Origin of the sequence: Exiguobacterium sp. BRG2 (genome assembly GCF_031844245.1) — a bacterium.
Classification (GTDB): Bacteria; Bacillota; Bacilli; order Exiguobacteriales; family Exiguobacteriaceae; genus Exiguobacterium_A.
Window position 1 is genome coordinate 111,424 of the sequence record NZ_JAUZUW010000009.1, and the last position, 17,988, is coordinate 129,411.

The window sequence follows — 17,988 nt, forward strand, 5'->3', positions numbered from 1 at the left end:
TCCTCTCTTTCCACAGGCGGGAGATAAGCCGCGACAACTCGCATTTCTTGCGATCTGCCGGGTCTTATCTATCCCTGACGAAAGCTACTTTGTTGCTTTCTTTTCCTGTAGGAGTCGAGGATGAATCTGCTTCTTCTCCTATTTAACAAAAAAGGTCGCTTTCCGATTTTTCATTCGGAAAACGACCTTCTGTTCGTCAAACATTTGTTGATTACCCTCTATCTTTTACTACTTATTAGCCAATCGGAGCAAACACCGACTGTTCGACTTGTTTTAACTCATAAAACGCCCCTTGTCGTGTCATCAATTCGGCATACGTTCCGACTTCGATGACTTGTCCTTGATCCATGACGATGATTTGATCCATCGCTTCAAGACCCGCTAAGCGGTGGCTGACGAGGACAAGTGTCGCATCCGTTGCTCGCGCAAACAGTCGCTTGAGAATCATCTGTTCCGTCAAAGCATCAACGGATGACGTCGGTTCGTCAAGCAAGTAAAGTGATGCTTCTCGCAAGAGTACGCGGGCAATCGCTAGCCGCTGTTTTTCTCCTCCGGATAAGTTCTCTCCTTTTTCAAACACACGATCACTCAACTCGAATGTCGTTAATCCGACATCATCGAGTGCTTGTCGCATTGCTTCGTCCGTCGCTGCTTCGTTTGCGAGAAGTAGATTATCACGAAGTGTTCCATAAAAGTAGTGATTTTGTTGCAAGACGACATTCGCGTGCTGCCAGAGTCCTTCCGGATCAACCGTCTGACTGTCCTGTCCAGCAATCGTTAATCCGTCCGTCGGATACATCCGTAACATCAATTGAAGTAACGTTGATTTCCCGGAACCACTCGCTCCGACGATTGCCGTCTTCTTACCAGCCGGAATCGAAACAGTGACGTCACGTAAGACTGGACGGGGTGCATCAGGAAACGTAAACGTCAGCGCATTCGTTTCAAAGGACGGTACCTGATCGAGGACGAACGGAGCGTACGTCGGCTCCTCTTGCTCGGTCACGACTTCATCAAGTCGTTTCGCAGCATGCCGGCTGTCTTCAAAAAAGCCGGGTAAGATCGCCATCGGTGCCGCATTTTCAAAGACGGTCAGCGATGTCATGACGAGTAAAGCGAGGAAAACTCCCTCGAGTTGTCCGCTTGCGACGAGATAGGCACCCACACCGAGGACAAGCCAAGAGATGATCAACGTCACCATCGTATTCAAGGCCAGGTTCGAGACAGCGTGTAAACCATTACGTTTCTCTTCCTCGACATACCGTTTCGCGACGGCATTCAAGTCCTGTTCCTTTTGGTCGAGCTGTTGGTAAATCTTCAAATCACGATAGCCTTGGAATAACTCTGTCACTTCTGTCGACAAGTCACCACGTCGGACACGGACTGAACGGGCGAAGCGTTGTTCACGGTACGCGAACCATCCCGGAATCAAGAAACCGGTCAAAATTAAACCAAGCAACAGAATCCCGGCAATCGTCCATGAGAAGAAACTGACGAAAAAGATCGTACAGAAGAAAACGAGCAGTAACACGATCGGCGGATAGAGGACACGTAAGAACGTATTTTGCAGACTCTCGACATCCCCGACGATCCGCGCAAGTAAATCCCCACTGCGGTACTTACCAAAAATCCCTGGCGCAAGCGGCTCGAGACGACGGTAAAATGACGTTCGCAAGTCACTAAGGATCGTAAACGTCGCCCGGTGCGAATAGTAACGTTCCGCATACCGACTGACGGCGCGCGTCAGACTCGACACTTTTTGCAGGGCGATCAAGACAGCGAGTGTCTGGATCGGTGGCAACAAGGCTGCCTTTGAAATCAGGTACCCACTTGCTGCGAATAAACCGACCGCTGTCACACCGGCGAGGACACCGAAGAAGATCGACCAGACGATATCGCGTTTTTGATGCACCATCAACCGAAAGACTCCTAATAATTCCTTCATCGTGTTTCCTCCCCTCTCTGGACGCTACGCATCCGCGCATATTCCGAATCGCGTCCAAGCAGTTCATCGTGAGTGCCGCGATCGACGATTCGTCCGCCGTCGAGAACGACGATTTGATCCGATCGTTCAATCGTATGCAAACGGTGCGCAACAGTGATGACGGTTGCCGATTGTCCGAGTTGCTCAATCGCTTGTTGGAGCAGTCGCTCCGTTTTGACATCAAGTCCAGTCGTCGGTTCATCAAAGACGACGACGTTCGGGCGTTTCAAGAACGCTCGTGCTAACGCAACACGCTGTTTTTCGCCACCCGATAGACCGCGTCCACCTTCTCCGATCACCGTGTCAATCCCTTCAGGCAACGTCGCAATCAACTCCTCGAGCCCTGCCGCCTGCGCCGCTTCGAAAATCTCTTCCGGCGTCGCTTGACGAAGCTCACCAATCGCGATGTTTTCTGCCAGTGTTCCGGCATACAGATATGGATGTTGAGAAATGTAGCTCAACTGACGGAACCAGCTTGTTTCCTCCACCTGACCGCGCTCGGTTCCGTCGAGTAGAATCCGTCCTTCTTGTGGATCCGCGAGTCCGGCAATCAACTGCAAGACGGTCGATTTACCGGCACCACTGCGACCAATCAACGCTACCTTTTGATACGGCTCAATCGTAAGCCCGATATCTTGTAAGGCAAAACGTCCTTCTTGGTACGTAAAGCCGACTTCATCCAAGACGATTCGTGGTGGACGATTGGTCGTGAGTTCCGATTGACCGTATGCAACAGGACGATCATCTGCCGTCAGTTCGGCTGCGATCTGTTTCGCTGCTGCCACACTACCGCGTCCCGTGTGGAAAGCAGCCCCCATCTCTTTTAAGGCAAGATAGTATTCTGGTGCCAACACGAGCATCAAGAACGCTGGGATAAAGGTGATGCTTTGAAACAGAATCAAACGCAGACTGACTTCAAGTGCAATCATTCCCATGCTGAGCATCGAGATGAACTCAAGCATCAATGACGACAAGAAGGCGAGCTTCAAGACCGTTAATGTCGCATCTCGGAAATCGAGACTGCTTTTTTCGATGACGTCACGCTGTCGTTTCGCGCGACCGAATAACTTCAAGGTTATCAGTCCTTGTAACGTATCGAGGAACGTTCCTGAGAATGCCGTCATCTTCTCGAGTTGAGCATCGGCCCGCTTTTGCGTCATGATGCCGATGATGATGTAAAACAACGGAATGAACGGCGCCGTGATCATCATGACAAGACCCGTGATCCAGTCATAGCTGAATGCCGCAATCAAGACCATCAATGGAACGATTGTCGTCTGGACGACTTTCGGCAAATATTGACTATAGTAGCTGTCCATCTCGTCTACTGCATCGAGCAAGACACTGACCTTCTGTCCCGCTTGCCCTTGTAGCATCATCTCGACTGAGCGACTCGTATATTTCGCAACGAGTGCTTCCCGAAGCGCCTGCTTCATGTGTGCCGATAACGTCGTACCAAGACGACCGTTCCAATACGTCACGGCGACTCGGAGCAACAGCATCCCGAGAACGACGAGCAGTAAAGGAATGACGGCTTCAAACGGTTGTTCTTTTAGGAAAATGCGATCGACCGTCAACACGATGCCGTATGACTGACCGACGACCGCGACCCCCATCAGGAAAGCCGCGATGATGAATTGAATGAGAATACTACGTGGAATCTGGACGATTCCTTTTAATGGATTCATATACAAACGTCCTTTCACGAAGTGTGAACGACTTTTAGTGAATATTTTCACATATCGTACATTTAGTATATCGAATCTGGAACGGGGATGCCATGCAGATGCTGTCGAAAAGGTGTGACGGTTTTGTGAGAGCATAAAACTCGACAATCCTTTCGAATGAAACTATTATGGATAGATATTATCCACGTTTAAAGAAAGGAGTCTTTCTATGCAAATGAAAACCGGGGTCGAGCAATCCGTCTATGCGATGTTGCTTTTGACCTTCCTTCCAGATCGCGCTGTGTTGCCCGGTGAATTCATCAGCCAGCAACTCGGTGCCTCGCCGACTTATTTCCAAAAGCTCTTACGAAAACTCGTCCAGGCGGATCTGTTGTATTCCGTACCGGGTGTCAAAGGCGGCTTTCGCTTACGGCGTCCAGCAGACGAAATTCAAATCTTTGACGTTTATCAAGCAATCGAGGGCAAGCAGACGTTGTATGCGTCAAGCGGTGTCTTTGAGGATTTGATGGGGATTCAGGAACAGGAGATCGGTCTGCTCTCGAATCTGATGACAGAGGCAGAAGATGCTTGGCAATCGACGTTGAAGCGCGAATCAATCGGCTCGATCCGTCAAGCAATTGACGCCTCCTGTCCACCAGAACATTTAGAACGGTTGCATGCGTTAATCACAGACCGGATGATGACACTTTAATGAACAGAAAGAGGTTTTTACTATGGTATTGAATCGTTATTTCGACTTATTCGACGCGTCACGCACAGATGAACAAGCTTTTGAGGATCTCGTTTCCTTATTCACGACAGACATCACGTTCGTCCTGAACGGACAACCAAAGCACGGCATCGACGCCTGGAAACAATTCGTCCGTCATGTGTTTACAACGAATCAAGACATTAAGCACATGTATGCCGGCTGGGAAGAAACAACACCCGGAACATATGAAACACGCTGGGCAGTTTGCGGAAAACGGGCAGACGGTAGTGTCTTCACGCAAGACGGAAAAGATATCGCACGTCTCGATGAAAACGGACGGATCGCTTACCTGGAAAACGTTCCAGATGATCCGACGATGTTCCGTTCATAAGATGGCTTTTAAATAACGAAGAGGCTGACTCCAAAGTCAGTCTCTACAAAGATAAGGGTGGCAGAATAATAAACTGCTATCCTTATCTCGTAACAAAAAGAATGACGCGTCACACGCCACTCCTACAGGAACAAGCGCATTTATGCGCTGTCAGAGACGAACAAGACCCGCTTTCCTGCTTCAACAAAGCAGGAAAACTGGCTTGTGTCTCGCCTGAGGAAAGGGCGTGAAAAGACGCGTCATTCTTTTTTAAGTCAGCCTCTTTTGGTATTTAGCGCTTCAGTACGAGTCGTTTCAACAAATAGCCCGTGATGACAAGTAATGACGCAATGGCGAAATAGACCATGTAGAGCAGTAAATCTGGCGCAAATCGTGACACGATATACGTCAATACAACGACAGCCGTATAGAGCAATAAAAACAAACTAATCTGTTTCAACTTCGACACTCCTCTTTGAATCTCTCATCTTTATCTACGGAAATAGCTGGAAGATGTTTCAAAAAGAGTATCGTTGATCCGCCTCACAGATTTTTCGCTTTGAATGTATCTCCACCTTCAATCGTCCCGTTATCAAAACCTTTTTGGAACCAACGCTCTCGTTGCGCAGATGTACCGTGGGTAAAGCTTTCCGGCACGACATATCCTTGACCTTTTTCTTGTAACGTATCATCCCCTACAGCATTCGCTGCCGTCAACGCTTCTTCGAGATCGCCTTCTTCGAGCAAGTTTTCGCCTTGCGCGTGATGCGCCCAGACGCCGGCATAATAATCTGCCTGTAGCTCGAATCGAACGAGGTACTTGTTGAACTTCTCCTCACTCATTTGCTTTCGAAGTGGCATGATCTCATCCGATTTTCCAAGTAACGTCTGCACATGATGCCCTACTTCATGCGCAATGACATATGCCATCGCAAAATCGCCCGGTGCCCCGTATTTCGTTTGTAGTTCATCATAAAAACTTAAATCAATGTATAATTTCTGATCACCAGGACAGTAAAAGGGACCGACGGACTTCCCTGCTTGTCCGCAAGCCGAACTGACTTGATCCGTATATAAGACGAGCTTCGGTTTTTTATATGTCTTACCATCTTCTTTGAATTCTTTCGTCCAGACCCGTTCCGTATCGGCTAAGACAACGGAAACGAAGTCCGCTGCTTCTTTTTCCTGTGCCGTTTCTTCATACGTCGTATTTTGCTGATCCCCACCGGTTAAGTCTCCGAGTAGTTCAGTTGGATTCCCACCCATCAAAGTGATGACGATCAGCAGGATGATCCCGACACCACCGCCGATACCGGCGATTCCTTTCCCACCCATCCCTCGCCGGTCCTCGACGTTTGAACTCCGTTCTCTTCCCTTCCATTTCATACGCGTTCCTCCTACCCGTTTCGTTATTGTTCTTTACCCAAAAGCTTTTATACGTAACGCTTCAGCACATCATAGATGAAACAGAAGTCATTTGATTTGAAGGATTTTCTAGGAATATTCTTCTACTGTAGAGAAGATTACGTAGAAGAACCAATCTTTCGGATCCAATTTTTCTACGCAAAGGAGGTACGACATGAAACCTCATCTACTTTTTTTATCTTGGCGTGATGCTCGGCATCCCAAAGCTGGAGAAGCTGAAACTTTTATTCATGAAATGTTGCGGCGTGTCAGTACTACCTATCGAGTCACCCATTTGTCCGTCTCATTTAAGGGCGGATCACCTACGGAGTATCGAGATGGTATCACTTACCTCCGTTACGGTACGACAGCTTCTCTTATTCCATATGCACTTTATTATTACTGGTCATATGCTAAAACGATTGATTTAGTTCTGGATCATTTGAATGGGTTTCATTTCTTCACACCACTTTATGTTCCACGTCATAAACGAACTTTATTTCTTTATCAATTGATTCGTGAACGTTGGTCGACGACGCTTGTGTTTCCTTTTTCAAAGCTTGGCGAATGGACAGAGACTCGACGGTTAGGCTGGTATAAAGATAGTCACGCCTTGACTGTCAGCCCCTCTGTTGTAGAGGAACTGCAAAGTGCTGGTTTTACTAACAGTCATATCACGATGTTACCGCCAGGACTTTCTTTTTCCCCATGGTCTGAACAGGAATGGGAGTTAAAAGAACATGTTCCAACCTTTCTATATATCAACCGTCTGAACGAAAAAGAACTTCAAGATGCGATTGGGGCATTCCTCATGGTTCAACGTGAGTTTCCTGAGACACGCCTCTGGCTGATTGGTATCCGTAACAGCTCTCATCTTTTGCAATACCTTACACTTCCCCTTCCTAAAGAAGTGAAGGATGCTATCACATATTACGATTCAGTCACTGAAACAGAAACGCGTCGCATGATGAGTCGTGCCACCGCTCTCCTTTTCCCTTCCATACGTGAAGGCGTAGGTTTTCCTATAATTGAAGCGGCGGCAGTCGGAACACCATCCATCGTATATGATGCTCCTGGTGTCCGAGACGCCGTTCAGTACGGCATGACAGGCTACATGGCTAAAAACAAAACACCTGGTGCACTCGCTGCCGAAATGCGAGCTTGTTTCCGAGATCCAGAGGAGTACGAAGCCATTCGCATCTCCGCTCATCATTTTGCACGGGCAATGGATTGGCAACAGACTGATCTCAAATTTCAAGAATGGCTGAGACGAGTACTTCTTGACACAAAATAAAGGGAAACTTCAAACGGTCTGACTTCTCCCAACAATTAGAGAGAAGCCAGACCGTTTAAGTTAATCTTCATACTTTTTATTCTGTTCGAGGTTTTGGAGGATGTGTTCTGGATCAACACGTTTCGTATAATCGGACGGTACTTCTGCGAAACGAATTACACCATTCGTATCAATGATAAACGTCGCCGGTTTCGGTAACTGCCAATCCTCATTTCCGTTGTGCTTCGCAACGTCGAGTCCTGATGCTTTGTAAATCTCAATTAGATAATCCGGTAAGTTAAACACGAGGTCCAATTGACGGGATACATATAAATCAACGTCACTTAAGACAGGGAAACTTAACTCATTCTTGTTTGCCGTTCGCTCAGCAAAATCAGGTGTCTCCGGACTAATTGCAATAACAGTCGCTCCCTGAGCGCGGATTCGATTGATACTGTTTGATTTCTTCGAGTAGTCGTGTCATATGTCCTCCCCCTTCATTGCTGTATGGAATAGCAAAGAGATTACTCGTTTGTCTCTTCTGAAGACTCCTCCGCCTTCTTTCGGAATCGTTTGACGAATCCCATTAGTTGTTCTGGCGTTAGTTCGAGCTTATTCTCATAGACATACTTCGTTCCATATCCAAGTGCAAGGGTGGCGGTCGAAGCGACTCCCGCTGCAATGACGGCACCATATCCAGGAACCAGTTTCGCTATTTGTCGAAAAGCCGTTTTCCCGGAGTTTCCGACGATCGTTACGACAAGCAACTCTTTGGCACTCTCCTTGGATAACTGCCGTTCATACAGATTTGATAACTTGAGCATCAAGCCGATTTGAATTGAAGTCAACGGAATGATGTCAGCTCCTGGAAACGGGACAGCACCGATCGCACCAGCAGCTGTTCCGGCACCAACGATCCAGTTGTTCGCGATCTTTCCGCGAACGGTCGGATCCATCTGGCGAACGAACACATTATCCTTGTCGAACTTTTTTAAGATATCGAGGACCTCCCGGCGGAGCCGATCAATATTCGTTCCTTCTCGTGCTGATACGGGAATGATTTTTGGTCCTGGTAGTTTTTCTGCAATATGGCGGACGATCGTGTCGACATCATCCGTCGCATCCATCTTCGTGACAACGATCAAGACATTTTGGTTATGTTGATAGATTTTCCGGAAATTTTTCGTCTCTGTCTCAGATAAGACAGTACCTGCCGCATTTAAAAAATAGAGGATGACATCGGCACTTTGATAATACGTCCATGTCGCTTCCGAGTTTTGTGTATTGGCATCATTTAGTCCCGGTGTATCGACGAAGATGACTTTATCTTCCGGATGTTGCCTTACTTGATCGATGCGGACCGTTTCACCTGGGCGTGCTCCGACCGTTGCCACTTCTCGTCCAAGAATCGCGTTTAACGTTGAGGATTTTCCTGCGTTGACGTCTCCGATTAGAGCGACTGTCACATCCTGCTCTAACGATTGATTAAAATCTCGTCGCTCCGATTCAAACGACTGATCAAAAATTTCCTCCAGTTTACGTTTTCGCTTTTGTTGATTGGTCTCAAGTCCTTCACCAAAAAAATCATCCATCGTGATTCCCTCCTCCTCTTTTCTGCTTCCTCTCTTTTCCCGTTATTGCTTGATTTCAACACAAACAGGCAAGTGAACACGATGTCCACTTGCCTGCTTTTAAAGATATGTGCTTCGTCGCTCAAGCAACACCGTGTCGCGCCATCTGCCACCGAGCCGATCAATTCGTTCACGACGTCCGACTTCTCGAAAACTGAATCGTTCATGAAGACGAAGACTCGCTTGATTTTCCGGGAAGACTTGCGATTGCAAGGTCCAGATTCCGGCTGCTTCACTTGTTGCAATGACGTCTTCCATCAAACGTGTACCGACACCTTTGCCACGTGCTTCTTCCGCGATATAGAGGCTAATTTCCGCGACACCAGCATATGCTGGAATCGAAGAAAACGGACTTAACGCGACCCAGCCGAGCAGTTGATCACCTTCGATTGCAACGAGTCGACTTTGTTCGTGGTGGTGTCTCGTCCATTCTTCATACGGTAACGCTTCTGTACGAAACGTCGCGTTCTCCGTCTTTATCCCTTGTTCGTAGATTCGAACGACTTCTTCGTAATCGTCCGCTGTCATTTGACGTACTTTCATCTCATCAGACTCCTTTACTGCTCACATGCTGACTCTAGTTCGACAGCGTATAAGGAGTCTCCTGTTTAGTCGACAGTGAACGGGATCGGCTTCAAATCAATTGGGGTATTCGTCACGGTATTTGAATAGCCAGTTTGTAGATAAAAGTCATCGATTGCTGCCATTTGTGACGACGTTAATGTAAATATGGCACGGAATTGCTTTTGTTTCGCATCGCGTACCGTGATATGTGGTTCGATTTCACGACCATCAGCTGGTTCGTTTCCTTGAATTAAGAACATATTATTCGCTGCGTCCGACTTCATAACTGATAATGATTCATCTGCATTCGTTTGGAAATCGACGATTACTTGAGAGTCTGTAATCTTAATCTTTTGTGTCGTCATTTTTAACGGATGCGTCGGATTCTGCTCCGCGTAAGGTAAAGATGTCGTCAACGGAATAAACGTTGTCTTAGGTGTAATGCTCAATTGAGGATGCAATGTGTATGCTCCGCTCGGAATTACATAGTTGCCTAGACTGAGTCGTGATGTATCTGTTCGCTCGGACGACGTATTCGCATGGGTTACTAAGGCTGTACTTTCTGACCAATTGTGAATGACTTCTTTTCCGCTATCATCAAACAATGTGAATGTGATTCGATAATCATATGACTTCGGATAGACCGCTGTATAATCAAACGTCGTACTTGCCTGACCTTTCGTCATCTGTTTCAACGTGACATCGACCGCATAATCAGGATTCTTCACCGTCGTATTAAATGTCTTCTCAATGGCTTTCAGTCGTTTGACCGGAACATCAAATTGCCAATTTCCCTCTAGACCGAACATTTCTGAAATCACAAGTGGCACCTGCATCGAATCGTTCAATTTCTGTAAACTGACATCATATTCGATTTGTGCTTTCCACACCTGATCGTCCTGTTTAAAGTGTGCTAATTCTTGATTTTCGGTACCTTCAAATCGTTTATCACCTTTAAATATTTCATAAAAACCAGCTCGTTTTGTTTCGTTAACGTCTGGTACACCGGTTGCCGTCAGATTCATTCCGATCGTCGTACCATCATAGTAAGCATCGACGACTTTGATCGTAATTCCTTGATCGGTTACCGTCTGATCAATTGTCGTTGCGAGCTGTTTCTTCTCGATTTCAGTTCCGACTGTCCCCTGTTCTGTAAAGGGGCGATAAAGTCCACCAATCAACGGAACATGCGACATCGCGGAAGCAAACGGTGGGACGATGAATGTCGTTACGAACAACGACGCTACAAGACCGGCAATAGCTACGTATTGTTTCCGGCGAGGACGTACGTGTTGTCGTTTCGCTACGCCTTGCGTAATTCCTTGACGAATTCGATCTTGTAAGGCCTTCGTCGGTACGGGAATTTTTTCATAGTCATTTTGTAGATCGTGCTGTTCCATAGTCTACTCCTCCTAACTGTACTTTTAACTCTTCGCGTCCTCGTTTTAAATACGTCTTGACCGTATTAAGGGTGATCCCGATGAAGCTTGCAATCTCTTTCATTGGGATATCATGAAAATAGAAGAGAACTAAGACGTCCCGGTATTCTTTTCGGAGATGTGATAAAGCATGTACGAGATCGAGATATTCCTCTCGGGATTGGTCTTCCTGTACCGGAATATGAAGCACAATATCGTCTGTTGGCTGTTGTTTTTCCAGCACTCGATAACAATTGCGAATCAAGATTTTCGTGATCCACGTCACGAAATGCTTTGGTTCTTTTACTTGTTCGATTGAGATGAATGCTTTGTAGACTGTCTCTTGCACGACGTCTAAAGCATCGTGTTCATTTTTCACGTATAGATACGCCGTTCTGTATAATTGTTCGCTATGTAGAAGCACCAATTGCTCGAACGCCGTTTCATCGTACTTCATCGCACGGCGGACAAGTTTCGTGTGCTCGTTTCGTAAATCCATCATGTTCCCTCCCTTTACTTATTAGAGCATGACGAGGCGTGAAAAGTTTCAAAAAATATCCAAAAGAAAAAGACTCTTGAAATTTTTAGAGTCTTTTCGCACTTTCAGATATCTAATCGTACTGCCATTTCTCGACCGAATCGATCCCCGTAATCGATGAAGCCAAGACTCGCATACAGACGGTGTGCCGCCTGATTGTCTGGTCGGTAACCGACGACGATTCGTTTTGCTGCGGGTAACATTCGCATCTCTTCAATCACGACTTGCATCGCTAATCGCCCGATACCGTTCCCTTGCTGCGCCTGATCAATCATGATGCGATAGATCCAGTAGCCGTCGAGTTCTTCTAGTTCCGTGTTGTACATCACAAAACCAACAACCGTATCGTCCATCATAATCGCCCGAAGGACAAGGCTTGGTTCGAACTTCGCTTGCGCGATCGAATAGACATTCGCTTCCATAAAGTCCTGCTGTTCTGCTGTCAGCGTCAGCTCACAACAAGCTTCCCAATTTTCTGCTGTTACCGGTACAAGTTGAATCATGTTCATTTCCCCTTTTGATTAGACGGGAGTTGCCTCCAGCGTCTGTTGATCGCATCGTTGCACAGTGATCGCCCCCTTTCCTTCTCTTTCCTATCGACTGATTTGATTCATTGTTGAAGGACTGTTGCGTTTTCAAGCACTGCAGGTAGTTCGGCTAAAGAGGTAATCGTAAACGTGGGCTTGATATCCGTTGCCGGCTTTCCTTCTGGATTAAACCAACACGTTGCGATACCGGCTTCGTTCCCACCTGCAATATCAGCCGATAAGGAATCACCGACGATGATTGTTCGAGTCGGATCGAATTGCGGAATCCGCGCAAACACATGATTGAAGAACCCTGCCATCGGCTTTTGGAAACCTGTCTCCTCTGAAACGAAAATCGCTTTAAAGAAGTGCGTTAATCCGGCGCCATCAAGTCGCGCGCGTTGCGTCTTTGAAATCCCGTTCGTGACAACATACATCTCGACGTTCCCTTCTAGTTGCTCTAACAGGGCAGTCGCACCCGGAATCAATTCCGTCCCTTGCGCGAGGTATCCGCGATACGTTTCGTCAACTTCTCGTCCGTTGACTTCTCGTCCTTCTTCCGCAAAGAACGTCTCGAATCGCGAGTGAATGACTTCCTCACGTGTCACTTCACCCCGTTCGAGTGCTCTCCAGAGCGCGTGATTGATTTCCTTGTAGCGCGCTTCTCGCTCAGTCGTCCACGTTAGATCTTGTTGCTCAAGCAGACGTCGAAAGGCAATCCGTTCCGTCGCTTCAAAATCAAGTAGTGTATGGTCAATATCGAATAATACTGTTTTATAAAACATGCTCAAGCTCCTTTACGTACTTGTTGTACAGTTGTTGTTTTCCCGCCCAGTTGAAATAACAGTACGCCCCCACCAATCAGCAACACACCGAGTGCTTTTGTCCACGTAAACGGAACGGCTTGTAACCCGAACCAACCGAGCGTATCCCACAGTAAGGCAAACAGAATTTGTGACACCATGACGATCGAAATCGCTCGACTTGGTCCGAGTTGTTGAACCCCTTGCGTCACACAGAGGACGACACCGACACCGATGATCCCACTGAACCAAAACCAAGTTTGCGCCTGTTCGAGTGTAAACAGTTGTGACCCTTCGACGATCAAACCAATCGTCAGTGAAGCGAGGAACCCGAGTCCAAGGACTAACGTCGTCGTCGCCCAAGCGCCGACATGTTCTTTGACTTTTGCGTTAAACGTATTTTGAATACAAACGAGCATGCCCCCACAAAGGGCAAGGATGATTCCCGTAACCATGTTGCACCTCTTTCATTCGTAAATGCTTTCTCCGACGCGCTCCATCAACCCGTCCCGATCAATGATTTCAATCGTATGCTGCGTTCGGCGAATCAATCCGTCGTCGACGAACTGGCGTAAGACACGATTGACATGACGGTAGCTCGTCCCAATCAAATCTGCCGCATCGACGAGTTCCTTACTCGCAAAGGCATCCGTATTTGGTGTCATCGACAGTAAATAACTGGCTAGCCGGACTTCGACCGGGTACAGCAGATTGAAACTGAGCGTATGCGATTTCAATTCAAACTTTTTCGTGATCGTCTCGAGTAAAAATAATAGAAAGGCAGAATGATGTACACGTGCCTCTTCTAAATCCGGATAAGCAATCCGCAAGACGGTCACTGGTGTCACCGCCTCGACCGTATTCATCAAATCGATCTTCCGGACGAACTCAATATCACCGACGAGATCAAACGGATGCTTAAAGGACAATACGAGGCGTTTCCCCGTTGCCGACATATGCGTGATCTTCAATTTCCCTTCGACGAGCAGGTAGAGTTCATGCGAAACATCACCTTGCCGACACAAGGTCTCACCCGGTGCGAACATCTGGATGTACATCGCCTTTCGTAATGATTCATCAAAGACATGCCCTAACTGATAGCGTTCCAAATAGGTCGTAATGTCCGTCACGCTTTCTCCCCCTTAGCTTTTTAAGATGAAGATCCCCGCGATCATCATCACGATACCGATGATTTGTGGTCCGCGCAGTCGCCGCTTCATGACACCAAACCAGCCTCTACCATCAATCCATAACGCAAGCGCCAATTGCGCCAGTAAAAAGAGCGAAATCGTCAAGGTCACACCCATCCGGTGGACCGCTGTCATGTTGCTAAATAAAATGATTGCCGCAAAGGCACCGCCAGCTAGATAGAGCGGTTTGACACGTCGCATCGCTGAAAAACTCCGATCCCGTAAGACGATCGCTAAGAGGATCGCAACGATGAACCCGGTCATTTGGGTGATCGTCGCCGCTTGCCACGTCCCGATTGTTTGACTAATCCGGGCATTGGCGACACTTTGAAGCGTTAAGAAAAAGCCACCAGCAATCGCAAATAAGACACCACGCATGTACATACTCCTTTCTCGTTCCATGATACTCTCATTTAACGAGAGTCTTTCTGATTTGAACAGGACATTTGTCCTGAGATGTTCAGAAGTTTAAAAATCATGATGAGTAAATAGAATTTCATACAACTCCAAGTGTATCAAAAAAGCGATTGTTCTCAGCAAGAGAACAATCGCTTTTGGTGTAAATGATTTATGCTTCTTCTTCCAATCGTTTAATCGCCTCATCTAGTTGTTCCTGATCCTCTTCCGACAACTTCGGATATTGCGGATCAATTTCCTTCAGGACGTCATTCATGACTTCGGTGACGATATAGCGAGAATACCATTCGTCATCTGCCGGTAAGATGTACCACGGTGCATACGATGTCGATGTCGCTGAGACAAGCTCAGCGAAAATCTCATGGTATTCGTCCCAGTGCTTGCGTTCCTCAATGTCATTAAACGAGAATTCGAAATTTTTCGTTGGATCCTTCAGACGAGTCAACAGCCGTTGCCGTTGCTCCTCTTTTGAGACATGGAACAAAAATTTGACGACCCGGAAGCCGTTCTCGACGAGATAGCGTTCAAAGTCATTGATTTGACGGTAGCGCATCTGCCACACATCTCCGTCATCCGGCTTTTCTTCCTCCTCGAGCAAATCATGGATTCGTGGTGCAATGACTTCCTCATAATAGGAGCGATTTAAGATGCCGACTTCCCCTTTTTCCGGTAGTCCTTCGTGGATTCGCCATAGGTAGTCATGTTTTTGCTCCGTATCCGACGGTTTTTTGACGGAAATCGTTCGGAGTCCTTGTGCGTTCAAGTTAGAAAAGATATAGCTGATCGCCTCATCCTTCCCTGCTGCATCAATCGCTTGCAGGATGACGAGGACGCCATTTTTCTCTTCGGCATGCAAACGCCAATGTAACTCTTTTAACGTCTCAACACTTTTTGGAATCCGTTTCTCTCGCAATTCTGCTTCCGAAATTTTATGTTCTTCTGATGCCGGGTAATTCGAAAACGAGACTTGCTCGCCTTCCTTAACACGATAGGATGACAGTTTCATGGTAGGACTCCTCCTTTAATTGCTTCTAAAGGGGGTTTACCCAACTCACTCACCCTGAAAACGTTCAGATGAACTTATTTTTTCAAAAGAAGGCGAACTCCCTCTCCAAGTGTCGTCACGGGACGGCCAAGTAATGCTTCAAAATCAGTACTTTCTACTGCCAGAGTTCCGGCTGCGATATCTGCCTGGATACCCGTCAACATTGGAATCAAGAAGTCAGGTAAGCCAGCTGCTTGCATCCGCTCACCATAGGTCGCGCCATCTACTTCATCTAAAGCGACCGATCGGTTAAGCACTGTTCCGACTGCAGTCGCGAGTTCTGCTTGTGTATGCAACGGACCCGATAGTTCATAGATGGGGTTTGGATGCTCAAGCGTCAGTCCCGTCGCAATTGCTAGCGCATACTCATCTTGTAACGCCCATCCGACTTTCCCTTCGCCTGCTGCCGTTAACCAGTCTGCGCCTTGCGCGACGGCGTCAATCGTTCCGAGTTCATTTTCGAGATACCAGTTGTTGCGGAAAAAGACATACGGGATACCTGTCGCTTGAATCGCTTCCTCTGTGACACGATGCGTTCGAGCAAGTCCATTCGTGCTGTGTGCCGCATTGGCAATACTCGTATAGCCGATCAGCTTGACGCCTGCCTCTTTTGCTGCCGTGACAGCGGCTTGGTGTTGCCGGATCCGAGTCGCCTCTTCACCGTCCGTCGAAATGATTAACAATCGATCGATTCCTTGAAACGCTTGTCCGAGTGTTTCGGGCTGATCAAAGTCTCCGTATCGGACATCGATCCCTTGTGCTGCAAGCGCTGTTGCTTTTTCAACGTCGCGGACACTAACCGCTACATTTTCGTTGCCGACTTGTTCACTGAGGTGCTGCACGATCCGCGCGCCTAATTTTCCGGTTGCTCCTGTAATTAACCATTTCATGATGAAACCACTCCTTTGAAGTTTGATGTTGTTCTTCATGATACGCTAGGTGATACACTAAAAAAAGTAGGCACTTATCTGAAACTAGGTCCCTCAAAACGAACCAATGGGAGAGGATGAATGTGGCTGTATTCGATACAACGACCAATCAACGCACTGCCTGTCCAGTCACTCGGGTGCAACAGATGGTCGCTGGCAAATGGAAGATCATCTTGCTGTGGCACCTGACACACGGGACACATCGTTTTCATGAACTGCAACAATTAACAGGTATCTCTAAGGGAACATTGACACGTCAGCTACGTGAGCTCGAAGCGGATGGTTTGATTCAACGGCACGTCTTTGGCGAAGTTCCCCCTCGTGTTGAATATTCTCTAACGGATGCTGGTCATAGTTTTTTACCAATTCTTGATCACATGGCAGCCTGGAGTGAACAACACTTTCAGGTGAAATGATCGTGAATAACAAAAAAATGCGCTTCTTCTCGAGTCAGAAAAGAAGTGCATGTTTTCGTTCATTCCGTCGCTGTTACCGTCTGACGTAAGTGGATGTCGATCGCTTCTGCGACGCGTAATCCTGAGATAATAGCGCTCTCGACGCGCGTCCGTCCTGACGCATCATCGGCTTCAAGGAACGCATCACCAGCAAGCCAAAGTGGATATGACGCCAGTTTCAAATGCGGCGTCCGGTAAACTGCGCGTGCCTGAGCGTAACGCCAACGCTTGAGCTGACGGGAGATAATCGTCACTGGTCCGAGTTGCTGTCGTAACAGACGCTCGACTTCCGCGAGTGTCTCTTCTTCTGGGCGCTCGTACCAGTTTTCACTGAAGCGGGCTGTCATATAGACGCTCAGCAGTGTCGTCTTCGAAATCTTCTTCTCGGCATTATTGACGAGCTTTAACATCCCATCGACGAGATGCTCGTCTTTTAGACCGACTTCACCGATCGTCAGTCGCTCTTCGATTTCAAACAAACCAACGAATGTCGGCTCGAACGTCACCTGACGCAACTGCTCATGATCGTCATCAGAAAGTGTCAAACTAGAAGACTGTAACAGTTCATATGCTTGCGGTACAGGCGCCGTCACGAGTAACGCATCATACGTACCTTGATGATCTGTCGCTTGTGTGACGAGTTCGTCCTCCGTTGCCGAAATATGCGTGACCTGTTCATTCAACTGGACGGGAATCCCTCGACCAATCGCTTGTACGAGTTGATTCATGCCGTTCGTCGCGACATAGCGTGGAAAATCCGTTCCAAACCACTTACGAACCCATCCCTTCTGAAGCCATCCGTCGACTTCGCGTCCCAACTCTTCCGTCCGAACCGTGAAGAAGACAGCACCATGATCCGCTGTTCCTTCATCAATACGACGAGTTGCCATTCGCCCCCCGACGCTCTGGCTTTTTTCGATGATTTCAACAGTATGTCCTGTTGCCTGCAATTGACGTGCCGCAAAAATCCCGGCGAGTCCACCGCCAATGATTCCGATTCGTTTTCCTGTCATCTCGCTTCCCCCTCAGATTCCTCATTTCCCTAAGTATAGAGGTTTCTT

General features: G+C 47.5%; 21 protein-coding genes. 4 read left to right on the top strand and 17 right to left on the bottom strand.

Annotated elements, in window-relative coordinates:
• Positions 1-235: 235 nt before the first annotated feature.
• Positions 236-1,945 (bottom strand): thiol reductant ABC exporter subunit CydC, encoded by a 1,710-nt coding sequence (cydC, locus tag Q9R23_RS12290; protein ID WP_311247144.1) that lies wholly within the window; start codon positions 1,943-1,945, stop codon positions 236-238.
• The gene (cydD, locus tag Q9R23_RS12295; protein ID WP_311247145.1) at positions 1,942-3,672 is read right to left on the bottom strand and encodes a thiol reductant ABC exporter subunit CydD; all 1,731 of its coding nucleotides are present in this window, start codon (positions 3,670-3,672) and stop codon (positions 1,942-1,944) included. Before cydD ends, cydC begins: the two co-directional genes overlap by 4 nt.
• A gap of 208 nt (positions 3,673-3,880) precedes the next feature.
• Here cydD and Q9R23_RS12300 point away from each other — a divergent pair, with 208 nt between their 5' ends.
• Both Q9R23_RS12300 and Q9R23_RS12305 read left to right on the top strand, forming a co-directional pair.
• Entirely contained in the window at positions 3,881-4,363 is a 483-nt protein-coding gene (locus tag Q9R23_RS12300) for an Rrf2 family transcriptional regulator (protein ID WP_029343142.1), read from the top strand.
• A 22-nt stretch (positions 4,364-4,385) separates the two neighbouring features.
• Positions 4,386-4,754, top strand: coding sequence for a nuclear transport factor 2 family protein (locus Q9R23_RS12305; protein WP_311247146.1), 369 nt, complete (start codon positions 4,386-4,388; stop codon positions 4,752-4,754).
• Between the two features lie 271 nt (positions 4,755-5,025).
• On the opposite strand, the gene Q9R23_RS12310 is transcribed toward Q9R23_RS12305, so the two are convergent.
• Both Q9R23_RS12310 and ypfJ read right to left on the bottom strand, forming a co-directional pair.
• A complete protein-coding gene (locus Q9R23_RS12310) occupies positions 5,026-5,193 on the bottom strand; it encodes a hypothetical protein (protein ID WP_311247147.1) in 168 nt (55 codons plus the stop codon).
• Positions 5,194-5,276: 83 nt separating this feature from the next.
• On the bottom strand, positions 5,277-6,119 hold the full coding sequence (gene ypfJ / locus Q9R23_RS12315) for a KPN_02809 family neutral zinc metallopeptidase (protein WP_035411561.1): 843 nt from the start codon (positions 6,117-6,119) through the stop codon (positions 5,277-5,279).
• 193 nt (positions 6,120-6,312) lie between these two features.
• Here ypfJ and Q9R23_RS12320 point away from each other — a divergent pair, with 193 nt between their 5' ends.
• Positions 6,313-7,431 (top strand): glycosyltransferase family 4 protein, encoded by a 1,119-nt coding sequence (locus Q9R23_RS12320; protein ID WP_311247148.1) that lies wholly within the window; start codon positions 6,313-6,315, stop codon positions 7,429-7,431.
• A gap of 60 nt (positions 7,432-7,491) precedes the next feature.
• Here Q9R23_RS12320 and Q9R23_RS12325 read toward each other — a convergent pair whose 3' ends face one another.
• From Q9R23_RS12325 to Q9R23_RS12380, 12 genes are all read right to left on the bottom strand, one after another.
• Positions 7,492-7,863: a redoxin domain-containing protein gene (locus Q9R23_RS12325; RefSeq protein ID WP_311247172.1), complete on the bottom strand. Its 372-nt coding sequence runs from the start codon at positions 7,861-7,863 to the stop codon at positions 7,492-7,494.
• Positions 7,864-7,934: 71 nt separating this feature from the next.
• The gene (locus Q9R23_RS12330; protein ID WP_311247149.1) at positions 7,935-9,002 is read right to left on the bottom strand and encodes a YcjF family protein; all 1,068 of its coding nucleotides are present in this window, start codon (positions 9,000-9,002) and stop codon (positions 7,935-7,937) included.
• A gap of 99 nt (positions 9,003-9,101) precedes the next feature.
• Positions 9,102-9,584 (bottom strand): GNAT family N-acetyltransferase, encoded by a 483-nt coding sequence (locus Q9R23_RS12335; RefSeq protein WP_311247150.1) that lies wholly within the window; start codon positions 9,582-9,584, stop codon positions 9,102-9,104.
• A gap of 65 nt (positions 9,585-9,649) precedes the next feature.
• A complete protein-coding gene (locus Q9R23_RS12340; protein WP_311247151.1) occupies positions 9,650-11,005 on the bottom strand; it encodes a DUF4179 domain-containing protein in 1,356 nt (451 codons plus the stop codon).
• On the bottom strand, positions 10,980-11,522 hold the full coding sequence (locus Q9R23_RS12345; protein ID WP_311247152.1) for a sigma-70 family RNA polymerase sigma factor: 543 nt from the start codon (positions 11,520-11,522) through the stop codon (positions 10,980-10,982). The genes Q9R23_RS12340 and Q9R23_RS12345 overlap by 26 nt, the downstream gene beginning before the upstream one ends.
• 104 nt (positions 11,523-11,626) lie before the next feature.
• Complete coding sequence (locus tag Q9R23_RS12350) at positions 11,627-12,064, bottom strand: GNAT family N-acetyltransferase (protein ID WP_396136371.1); 438 nt, start codon at positions 12,062-12,064, stop codon at positions 11,627-11,629.
• A gap of 107 nt (positions 12,065-12,171) precedes the next feature.
• Positions 12,172-12,873: a YjjG family noncanonical pyrimidine nucleotidase gene (locus Q9R23_RS12355; RefSeq protein WP_311247154.1), complete on the bottom strand. Its 702-nt coding sequence runs from the start codon at positions 12,871-12,873 to the stop codon at positions 12,172-12,174.
• 2 nt (positions 12,874-12,875) lie between these two features.
• The gene (locus Q9R23_RS12360) at positions 12,876-13,346 is read right to left on the bottom strand and encodes a DMT family transporter (RefSeq protein ID WP_311247155.1); all 471 of its coding nucleotides are present in this window, start codon (positions 13,344-13,346) and stop codon (positions 12,876-12,878) included.
• Between the two features lie 12 nt (positions 13,347-13,358).
• Positions 13,359-14,021, bottom strand: a complete 663-nt coding sequence (locus tag Q9R23_RS12365; RefSeq protein ID WP_311247156.1) for a Crp/Fnr family transcriptional regulator — start codon at positions 14,019-14,021, stop codon at positions 13,359-13,361.
• A gap of 12 nt (positions 14,022-14,033) precedes the next feature.
• The gene (locus tag Q9R23_RS12370; protein ID WP_238238429.1) at positions 14,034-14,459 is read right to left on the bottom strand and encodes a DMT family transporter; all 426 of its coding nucleotides are present in this window, start codon (positions 14,457-14,459) and stop codon (positions 14,034-14,036) included.
• Positions 14,460-14,649: 190 nt separating this feature from the next.
• The gene (locus Q9R23_RS12375) at positions 14,650-15,504 is read right to left on the bottom strand and encodes a PPK2 family polyphosphate kinase (protein WP_311247157.1); all 855 of its coding nucleotides are present in this window, start codon (positions 15,502-15,504) and stop codon (positions 14,650-14,652) included.
• Positions 15,505-15,578: 74 nt separating this feature from the next.
• Positions 15,579-16,433, bottom strand: coding sequence for an SDR family oxidoreductase (locus tag Q9R23_RS12380; RefSeq protein ID WP_311247158.1), 855 nt, complete (start codon positions 16,431-16,433; stop codon positions 15,579-15,581).
• A gap of 122 nt (positions 16,434-16,555) precedes the next feature.
• Between Q9R23_RS12380 and Q9R23_RS12385 the strand changes: the two genes are divergently transcribed.
• Complete coding sequence (locus Q9R23_RS12385) at positions 16,556-16,888, top strand: winged helix-turn-helix transcriptional regulator (RefSeq protein WP_369814222.1); 333 nt, start codon at positions 16,556-16,558, stop codon at positions 16,886-16,888.
• A 59-nt stretch (positions 16,889-16,947) separates the two neighbouring features.
• Here Q9R23_RS12385 and Q9R23_RS12390 read toward each other — a convergent pair whose 3' ends face one another.
• Positions 16,948-17,940: an NAD(P)/FAD-dependent oxidoreductase gene (locus Q9R23_RS12390; RefSeq protein WP_311247159.1), complete on the bottom strand. Its 993-nt coding sequence runs from the start codon at positions 17,938-17,940 to the stop codon at positions 16,948-16,950.
• Positions 17,941-17,988 lie beyond the last annotated feature (48 nt).